Below are 8,359 nucleotides of genomic sequence, written 5' to 3' on the forward strand. Positions count from 1 at the left end.
TTTTCGAGCTGTCTGCTCGGACGTTGATTTGCCTGCCCTGGGTTGTTTCGGGGTGGTGCGTGAGGCGTTCGGTGGTTATGGCGAGAGGGAAACACCCGGTCCCATTCCGAACCCGGTAGTTAAGCCTCTCAGCGCCGATGGTACTGCATGGGAGACTGTGTGGGAGAGTAGGACGCCGCCGGACATTTTTTGTGGGAAGGCCCCGCCGTTTACGGCGGGGCCTTTCTCATTTCCGGGCTATGGCTTGAGGAACGTGGTGACGGGGTCCGCGAGGACGGCGGCGGGGGCGTCGTGGCCCACGCCCTCCAGGATCTGGACACGGGCGTCGGGCATGGCGTCGGCGAGGCGGACGGCCGTGTCGCGGAAGAACGGGGCACTGGCCGTGCCGGCGAGGACGAGCGCGGGCACGGTGACGGAGCGGACCGTGTCGCGCGGGATCACCCCGTCCTCGCCCATGACCGCGTAGTCGTACGGCATGGTCGGGGCGATCGCCTGCATGCCCGGGTCGGCGCTGATACCGGCGGCCATCTCTTCCGGCATGCCGGTCGCCGCCATGAACAGCTTGATCGCGTCGGCGCGGCGGTCGTCCGCGATGGCGGTGCGGACGCTTTCGGCGAGGGCGCGTGCGCGGGTGCGGCTCTCCTCGTCGTCTCCGCCGTACGGGGGCTCGTGCAGGGTGAGCCGTCCGATCGGCAGTCCGGCGGCGGCCGCCAGCAGGGCGAGGGCTGCGCCGGACGACACGCCGTGGACGAACGCGGTGCCGCCCGCGGCGGCGATGAGGGCCGCGATGTCCTCGACCTCGCGTTCGGGGGCGTAGGGGGCGGTGTCGCCGCTCTCGCCGCGGCCGCGGCGGTCGTAGTTGACGACGGTGAAGTGCGCGGCGAGGGCCTCGGCCAGGTCGCCGGTGGTGCGGCGGTCGCAGAACATGCCGCCGACGAGGACGAGCGGCGGGCCGTCGCCGAGGCGGTCGTAGGCGATGCGGGTGCCGTCCGCGGAAGTCACGTGATCGGTCATGACCCCATGAGACCGGGTGGGCGGCGCGGAATCATCGGAACCGGGAAGGGACGGCCGCTATCGGCCGAAGGCGCGCACGGAAGGCGACGCGCAGGTTCGTGTCACACCAGGTGGACGTCGACGCCGGCGTCGCGGAGGCGCGCGACGGCCGGGGCGGGGGCCGTCCGGTCGGTGACGACCGCGTCGAGTTCGGTGACGGGGCAGACCAGGCCGAGGCCGGTGCGGCCGAACTTGGCGGCGTCGCAGACGGCGACGGTGCGGCGCGCGGCGGCGATCGCGGCGCGCTTGACCGGGACCTCGTCGAGGTCGTGGGCGGTGAGGCCGTCCTCGGCGGAGAGGCCGCAGACGCCGAGGACGGCGGTGTCGACGCGGAGGGACGCCAGGGATGCCTCGGTGAGCGGCCCCGTGAACGCGAGGGCGCCGGGCGTGGTGCGTCCCCCGGGGACGAGGAGGCGGACGTCCGGGGCGCCGGCGAGGGCGTTCGCGGAGTGCATGTCGAGGGGGACGACGGTGAGGCGGCGGCCCGCGAGGGTGCGGGCGACGGTGAGGGCGGTCGTGCCGCCGTCGAGGATGACGGCCTCCCCGTCGGTGAGGAGTTCGTCCACCTTCGCGGCGATGCGCCGCTTGGTGTCGACGGCCTCGTGCTCGCGGACGGCGAACGGCATGGCCTCGCCGCGCAGCAGCAGGCTGACGGCGCCGCCCCGGACGCGGCGCAGGACGCCCTGGTCGGCGAGCTGGTCGAGGTCGCGCCGGATCGTCATCTCGGACGCGCCCGTCGCGGCGGCGAGGTCCGCCACGGTGACGCGCTCGTTCGTCCGCAGGCGATCGATGAGTGCGAGGACCCGTTCTGAACTCTCCACGTGTTCAATCAAACAGGCTGTGTGTTAGAAACGTCAACATGACGTGGATCGTGTTCGATTACGCGGGTGTCATCAGTCTGGCGCCGCCCCGGGACGCGGGGGCGCTGCTGCCGCAGACCGTCGGCGTCGAGCCGGAGCGGTTCTGGCCGGTGTACTGGGCGCGGCGGGAGCCGTACGACCTGGCGGAGGTGACGGCGGCCGAGTTCTGGGACGACGTCTGCGGCCGCCTCGGGGTGCGGCCGGACCCCGACCTGGTCGAGGTGCTGGTGACGCTGGACGTCCGGACGTGGGGCCACGTGAACCGGGGGACGGTCGGGCTGCTGGAGGAGCTCGCGGCGGACGGGACGCCGCTGGCGCTGCTGTCGAACGCGCCGGTGGAACTCGCCCGCATGGTCGACTCCCGTCCGTGGGCGGGACTGTTCCGGCACCGGCTGTTCAGCGCCGACCTGCGGCTGGTCAAGCCCGACCCGGAGATCTTCCGGACGCTGCTGGCGCGCCTGGAGGCCGGGCCGGACGACGTCGTGTTCGTCGACGACCGCGCGGAGAACGTGCGGGCGGCCGAAGCGGCCGGGATCCGGGGCGTCCTGTTCGAGCGTGCCGAGGACGTCCGGACGGAGGTGCTCGCGGCCGTCGGGGGCCGCCGCGGCTGACGCGGCGGCCGTCCGGGCGGCCGTCCCGTCAGGAGACGGCGGGGAGCCGGGGGTAGAGGCGGCTCGGGTCCTCGGCGAGGGCGGCCTTGATCTGCGCGCTCGTGTCGTCGACGAGCACCTCCAGGCGGTCCTGCTCGATGCCGTCGAGCCCGGCGCGGGCGACGTCGGCCGGGTCGAGCAGGTCGCCGTCGTAGCCGGCCATCATGTCGGTGGCGGCGCCGCCGAGGTGCATGCCGGTGACGAGGGTGCCCTGGGCGGCGAGTTCGAGGCGGACCCCGTTGGTCAGGCTCCACTCGGCGGCCTTCGCGGCGCTGTAGGCGTTGGCGCCGTCGTGGGCGAGCCACGACAGCGCCGACAGGACGTTCAGGATCGCGCCGCCCGCCAGGTGCGGCGCGAAGGCGCGGATCACGCCGAGCGTCCCGTAGAAGTGCGTGTCCATCTCGCGGCGGATGTCGTCCAGGTCGCCGGTGACGAGGTTCGTGTACGTGGCGATGCCCGCGTTGTTGATCAGCAGGGTGACGTCCGGGGCGGCCTCGGCGGCGGCGCGGACGGACGCGGGGTCGGTGATGTCGAGCCGCAGCGGCTCGGCGCCCGGCACGTCGATGAGCTCGGGGCGCCGGGCCGTCGCGTAGACCTTCGCGGCGCCGCGCCGGAGCAGCTGCTCGGCGAAGTGCCGTCCGATGCCGCGGTTGGCGCCGGTGACGAGGGCGGTGGATCCGGCGATCTTCATGGGTGTTCCTCGGTGTCGACGGGGCGCGGGGTGCGCCCGTTCGCCGCTACGCTAAAACTTGACGTTGACGTTAAGGGCAAGTGTTTGTGGCCGGAGTCACGCCGGAGGCGACGATGCGCATCGGGGAACTGGCGGAACGGGCGGGCGTGAGCACGCGCGCCCTGCGGTACTACGAGGAGCAGGGACTGCTGGAGCCGGCGCGCAGCGCGGGCGGGCAGCGGACGTATCCGGACACGGCGGTCGACCGGGTGCGGCTGATCCGGCAGCTCTACGCGGCTGGCCTGCCGAGCAGGTCGATCGTCCCGCTCGTGCCCTGCATGGTGTCGGGCCGGGCGACGCCCGAGCTGCTCGACCGGCTCGCGGCGGAGCGGGACCGCATCGACGGGCAGATCCGCGAGCTCACCGCCGCCCGCGAGCGCCTCGACGAGGTGATCGTGCAGGCGGCCGAGAGCGTGCACACTCCCTGCAAGTCGGTGTGACGCCCGTCCCGTCCTGTCCGGGGGTCAGATCTCGCCGCCGGACAGGACGGTGTCGGCGTCCACGATCCGGTACGCGTAGCCCTGCTCGGCGAGGAAGCGCTGCCGGTGGGCGGCGTAGTCCTGGTCGAGGGTGTCGCGGGCGACGACGGCGTAGAAGCGGGCGCCCTGCCCGTTCGCCTTCGGGCGCAGCAGTCGGCCGAGGCGCTGGGCCTCCTCCTGCCGCGAGCCGTACGCGCCCGACACCTGGACGGCGACGGACGCCTCGGGCAGGTCGATCGAAAAGTTCGCGACCTTTGAGACGACCAGGACGTTCAGCTCGCCGGAGCGGAACGCGTCGAAGAGCCGCTCGCGCTCGCGCACGCGGGTCTCGCCCTTGATGACCGGGGCGTCGAGGAGCGCGCCGAGTTCGTCGAGCTGGTCGATGTACTGGCCGATGACGAGGGTCTGCTCGCCGGCGTGCCGGTCGACGAGGGCCTTGACGAGCTTGGTCTTGGTGTCGGTGGTGGCGCAGAAGCGGTACCGCTCCTCCGGCTCGGCGGTCGCGTAGGCGAGGCGCTCGGAGTCGGTGAGGGTGACGCGGACCTCGACGCAGTCGGCGGGCGCGATCCAGCCCTGCGTCTCCATGTCCTTCCACGGCGCGTCGTACCGTTTGGGGCCGATGAGGGAGAAGACGTCCCCCTCGCGGCCGTCCTCGCGGACGAGCGTGGCGGTGAGGCCGATGCGGCGGCGGGCCTGGAGGTCGGCGGTCATCCGGAAGATCGGCGCGGGCAGCAGGTGGACCTCGTCGTAGACGATGAGGCCCCAGTCGCGGGCGTCGAACAGTTCGAGGTGCGCGTAGGCGCCCTTCCGGCGGGTGGTCATGATCTGGTAGGTGGCGATCGTGACCGGCCGGATCTCCTTCTTCGTGCCGGTGTACTCGCCGATCTCGTCCTCGGTGAGGGACGTCCGGCGGATCAGCTCCTGCTTCCACTGGTGCGCCGACACGGTGTTGGTGACCAGGATCAGCGTGGTCGCCTTGGCGCGGGCCATGGCGGTGGCGCCGACGATCGTCTTCCCGGCGCCGCACGGCAGGACGACGACGCCCGAGCCGCCGTGCCAGAACGCCTCGGCGGCGTCCCGCTGGTAGGAGCGCAGGGCCCAGCCGTCCTCGGCGAGCTCGATGGGGTGCGCCTCGCCGTCGACGTAGCCGGCGAGGTCCTCGGCGGGCCAGCCGAGCTTCAGCAGGGCCTGCTTGAGGGCGCCGCGCTCGCTCGGGTGGACGATCACCGCGTCGTCGCCGACGCGGTCGCCGAGCATCCCCTTGATCTTCTTCGCCCGCAGCACCTCTTCGAGGACGGACCGGTCGGACGACGACAGGACGAGCCCGTGGTCCGGGTGCTTCTCGAGGCGGAGGCGTCCGTACCGGGCCATCGTGTCGGCGACGTCGACGAGCAGCGCGTGCGGCACCGGGTAGCGGGAGAACCTCAGCAGGGTGTCGACGACCTGCTCGGCGTCGTGCCCGGCGGCGCGGGCGTTCCACAGGGCGAGGGGCGTCACCCGGTAGGTGTGGACGTGCTCGGGCGCCCGTTCGAGCTCGGCGAACGGCGCGATCTCCTTGCGGCAGGCGTCGGCCCGGTCGTGGTCGACTTCGAGCAGGAGGGTCTTGTCGGACTGGACGATGAGCGGACCGTCGGACACAGGTAAGCAGCCCCCGTCGGGAATCGTGGCTCGGATCGCGGGTGTCCCGCCGATGCACGGTACCCGAGGCGCGGCGGACCCGTAGGGACAACGAACGGGGCCCGGCCGTGTCTTCCCGGTCAGCCGCCGGCGACGGCGAGGACGGACGCGAGGAGGCCGGGGAAGCGCAGGTCCACGGTCGTCCCGCCCGAACGGCAGGGCGTCCCTCGCCCTGCGCTCCCCGGCGCGGACGTCACCGGCGGTGCGGGTGCCGGATCAGATGCCGTCGTCGTAGTAGTAAGGGTCGGAGTCGGAGCCGACGTCGGCGGCGATGAGGAGGGCGATCACGACGACGGCGATCACCATCGACACGCCGAAGATCACCCAGCTCCAGATCGTGAGGCTGCGCGCCGACTCCGGCTGCCGCTCGATCCGCTGGATCGCCAGCGCGCCGGTGATGATGCCGGGGATCGCGAGGACGTTGCAGCACGACAAGACCGCCAGGCTGTTGCAGACGAGCGCGATGATCGCGCTCGTCATGCTCGCGGGCCGGTGCGGGACGCCGGGCGGCCCGTACCCCGGGGGCTGCCCGTGGCCGGGGCCCGGCCCGTAGGCGGGCCCGTAGCCGTAGGACTGCCCGTACGCGCCGTTCGGGTCCCAGCCCTGGGATGAGCCGTGGGGCGAGTCCCAGCCCGACGGCGGAGTACCTCCGTATCCGCTCACGCGGCCCTCCCTGTGCGACTCCCCGGCCCGCCGCGGCCGGGTGAACCAACCTACCGGCAATAAGGGACATACGGTTGGATGCCGGGTCCCCCTCCCGGGTTCCGGCCTGGCCGCATCCGGCTCCCGGACGTCGGGGGCGGCGCGTCTCGGGACGGCCGCCGAAAGGGACGGGTGGTCAGGGGGTGTCGAGGTCGGAGACGCCGGTGATGCGGTGGAGGGCGAAGCGGTGGACGGCGGCGCGGGTGGCGTCGTAGCCGGTGAGGAAGCCGCCTTCGACGCGGACGGGTTCGACGATGCGGCTGGACGCCTGGCCCTGCTGGTCGAGGTAGCCGATCCAGACGCGGCCGCCGCGCTCGACGGCGGCGCGGAGCCGTTCGACGGTCGCCATGGCGGGGGAGCCGGGCGGGTCGGCGCCGGGGGCCGTGGCGGGACGCCTCGTCGCCGGCCCGCAGGGCCCGGACGGCCGCCGCGACCATCGACGCGTCGGCGTGCGGGTCCTGCCGCACGCGGACGATCTCCGCGCTGGGCGGCGGGTCGGCGCGCTGCGCGTCCGGGCGGGTGACGATGACGCCGCCGCCGGGCGACTCGGCCACCGGGGCGAGGCCCATCGCGCGGAGGCCGTCCAGCAGTTCGGCGCGGTGCAGGCCGGACGCGAGGACGGTCGGGGCGAGCCGGTGCAGGCGCAGGGGTTCGGCGCGGCGGTCGGCGAGGATCTCGTCGAGGGTCGCGGGGGAGTCGGCGCGGACGTAGGAGGTGAGGGAGCCGACGCGGAGCTGCCCGTGGCGGCGGGCGACGTCCTCGATCAGGTAGGTGAGCGGCTGGGGGAGCGGGGTCGCGGAGTGCCGGTCCAGGAGGGCGGTGAGGTCGGCGGCGGTGCGGCCCGCGTCGAGGGCGCGGCGGACGGACGCGGGCGTGAAGCGGTAGACGGTCGCGCCGCCGGTGGACTCGACGTCGGCGGTGAGCGCCAGCTCGCGGGCCAGTTCGGTGACGAGGGGGCCGGGCGCGATCGCGGTGAGGTCGGCCTGGATGAGGATCTCGTCGACGGGTTCGGGGAGGTGCTTGTCGAGCTCCGGTTCGGGGTCGTCGCCGGCGAGCAGCGCGCGGGCGAACGGGGCGAGCTCCCCGAAGCCGGTCAGGCCGAGGGCGGCGGCCTCGCGCAGCGTCCAGTCGAGCAGCCGGTCGCGGAGGGGGCCGCCGCGGCGGGGCCGCAGCCACGCGAGGCGGGCGCGCAGGGCGTCCGCGGACGGGACGGCGCCGCGTTCGGCCTCGCCGAGGACCTGCAGGACGGCGCGGCGGGTCGCGGGCGCGGAGCCGCGCACCATCGCCTCGCTGAGCGCGTTGATCAGCCGGTCGCGGTCGTCGCGTTCCCCGGCGAGGCCGGCGACGCGGTCGGAGCGCAGCCAGCCGCGGGCGAGTTCGGTCCAGCGGCCGGCGGTGTCGCGCATCAGCCACAGGTCGTAGGCGGGGGTGGGCAGCCATTCGCCGTCGAGGTCGCCGCTGCGGGTGAGCAGGCCGGTGGCGAGCGCGGACTCGATCAGCAGTGCGGCGTGCCACTCGGGGACGTCCAGCAGGGTCGCGGCGGCGCGCAGGTCGCGGACGGCGAGGCCGCCGCTGCGCAGCACGGCGGGCGGCTCCAGGCCCCAGTGCTCGAGGAGCTCCTCGACGAGCCGGACGGCGGTCGCGGCCTCCCCGGCGGCGGCCCGGACGACCGTCTCGGCGGAGTGCGGCGCCGCGGCGGGCGCGCCGAGCGGGGGCGGGTCGGCGGAGACGTCCCGGAACAGCCGGCCGTCGCGCAGGTGCAGCGCGATTTCGCGGGGGAGGGTGACCGTCCGGTCGTCCTCGGCGGCGAGGAGGCCGCGGGCCAGCAGCCGCTCGACGGGGGTGGCGGCGGTGTCGACGCGGACGGGGCGGCGGGCGTCGGCGACGCGGCCGACGGGCGGCCCCCAGGCGAGCTGCTCCAGGGCGGCGCGGGCCTCGGGCCCGGCGTCGTCGATCAGCGGGCCGGGCGCGGCGAGCAGGTCGGCGAGGCGGGCGAGGAGCCGGTCGGCGTCGGGGAAGCCGCGGGGCGCCGTCCCGTCCAGGTCGGCGACCAGGACGGTGAGGCGCTCGGGGGAGTAGCCCGCGAACACCTCGCGGACGGGCGGGCCGAGGCCCGCCGGGTGCGGGAGCGCCTGCCGGACGCCGGGGGCCGCGTTCGGCGTTCGGCCGCCCCAGGCGAGGCCGTGGCGGCGCAGGACGGCGAGGGCG

The 8,359-nt window shown here is 74.4% G+C and carries 8 protein-coding genes, 1 rRNA gene and 1 pseudogene; 3 read left to right on the forward strand and 7 right to left on the reverse strand.

Annotated features, from left to right (window positions below; translation table 11 throughout):
• The first annotated feature begins 67 nt into the window (after nucleotides 1–67).
• Nucleotides 68–184: ribosomal RNA gene (gene rrf / locus DMH08_RS36870) — 5S ribosomal RNA — on the forward strand.
• Nucleotides 185–237: 53 nt separating this feature from the next.
• Here rrf and DMH08_RS36875 read toward each other — a convergent pair.
• Both DMH08_RS36875 and DMH08_RS36880 read right to left on the reverse strand, forming a co-directional pair.
• Nucleotides 238–1,014 (reverse strand): alpha/beta fold hydrolase, encoded by a 777-nt coding sequence (locus DMH08_RS36875; protein ID WP_125620830.1) that lies wholly within the window; start codon nucleotides 1,012–1,014, stop codon nucleotides 238–240.
• A gap of 101 nt (nucleotides 1,015–1,115) precedes the next feature.
• Nucleotides 1,116–1,874, reverse strand: a complete 759-nt coding sequence (locus DMH08_RS36880; protein ID WP_026402676.1) for a DeoR/GlpR family DNA-binding transcription regulator — start codon at nucleotides 1,872–1,874, stop codon at nucleotides 1,116–1,118.
• Nucleotides 1,875–1,912: 38 nt separating this feature from the next.
• Here DMH08_RS36880 and DMH08_RS36885 point away from each other — a divergent pair, with 38 nt between their 5' ends.
• Complete coding sequence (locus DMH08_RS36885; RefSeq protein WP_125620832.1) at nucleotides 1,913–2,524, forward strand: HAD family hydrolase; 612 nt, start codon at nucleotides 1,913–1,915, stop codon at nucleotides 2,522–2,524.
• 28 nt (nucleotides 2,525–2,552) lie between these two features.
• Here the strand turns inward: DMH08_RS36885 and DMH08_RS36890 are convergent, their stop codons facing one another.
• On the reverse strand, nucleotides 2,553–3,254 hold the full coding sequence (locus tag DMH08_RS36890) for an SDR family oxidoreductase (protein ID WP_125620834.1): 702 nt from the start codon (nucleotides 3,252–3,254) through the stop codon (nucleotides 2,553–2,555).
• A gap of 113 nt (nucleotides 3,255–3,367) precedes the next feature.
• On the opposite strand from DMH08_RS36890, the gene DMH08_RS36895 reads away from it, so the two are divergent.
• Nucleotides 3,368–3,733, forward strand: coding sequence for a MerR family transcriptional regulator (locus DMH08_RS36895; protein ID WP_125620836.1), 366 nt, complete (start codon nucleotides 3,368–3,370; stop codon nucleotides 3,731–3,733).
• Between the two features lie 24 nt (nucleotides 3,734–3,757).
• On the opposite strand, the gene DMH08_RS36900 is transcribed toward DMH08_RS36895, so the two are convergent.
• The 4 genes and pseudogenes from DMH08_RS36900 to DMH08_RS42705 form a co-directional block, all read right to left on the reverse strand.
• Nucleotides 3,758–5,410 carry a DNA repair helicase XPB gene (locus DMH08_RS36900; protein ID WP_125620838.1) on the reverse strand — a complete coding sequence of 551 codons (1,653 nt, stop codon included), beginning with the start codon at nucleotides 5,408–5,410 and terminating at the stop codon, nucleotides 3,758–3,760.
• A 255-nt stretch (nucleotides 5,411–5,665) separates the two neighbouring features.
• A complete protein-coding gene (locus DMH08_RS36905; RefSeq protein ID WP_051300701.1) occupies nucleotides 5,666–6,112 on the reverse strand; it encodes a DUF4190 domain-containing protein in 447 nt (148 codons plus the stop codon).
• 175 nt (nucleotides 6,113–6,287) lie between these two features.
• Nucleotides 6,288–6,500 carry a WYL domain-containing protein gene (locus DMH08_RS42700; protein ID WP_325052981.1) on the reverse strand — a complete coding sequence of 71 codons (213 nt, stop codon included), beginning with the start codon at nucleotides 6,498–6,500 and terminating at the stop codon, nucleotides 6,288–6,290.
• Between the two features lie 337 nt (nucleotides 6,501–6,837).
• Nucleotides 6,838–7,557: pseudogene (locus DMH08_RS42705) on the reverse strand (helicase-associated domain-containing protein); the annotation flags it as partial.
• Between the last annotated feature and the right edge of the window lie 802 nt (nucleotides 7,558–8,359).

The organism is Actinomadura sp. WAC 06369, assembly GCF_003947565.1.
Taxonomy (GTDB): Bacteria; Actinomycetota; Actinomycetes; order Streptosporangiales; family Streptosporangiaceae; genus Spirillospora; species Spirillospora rifamycini.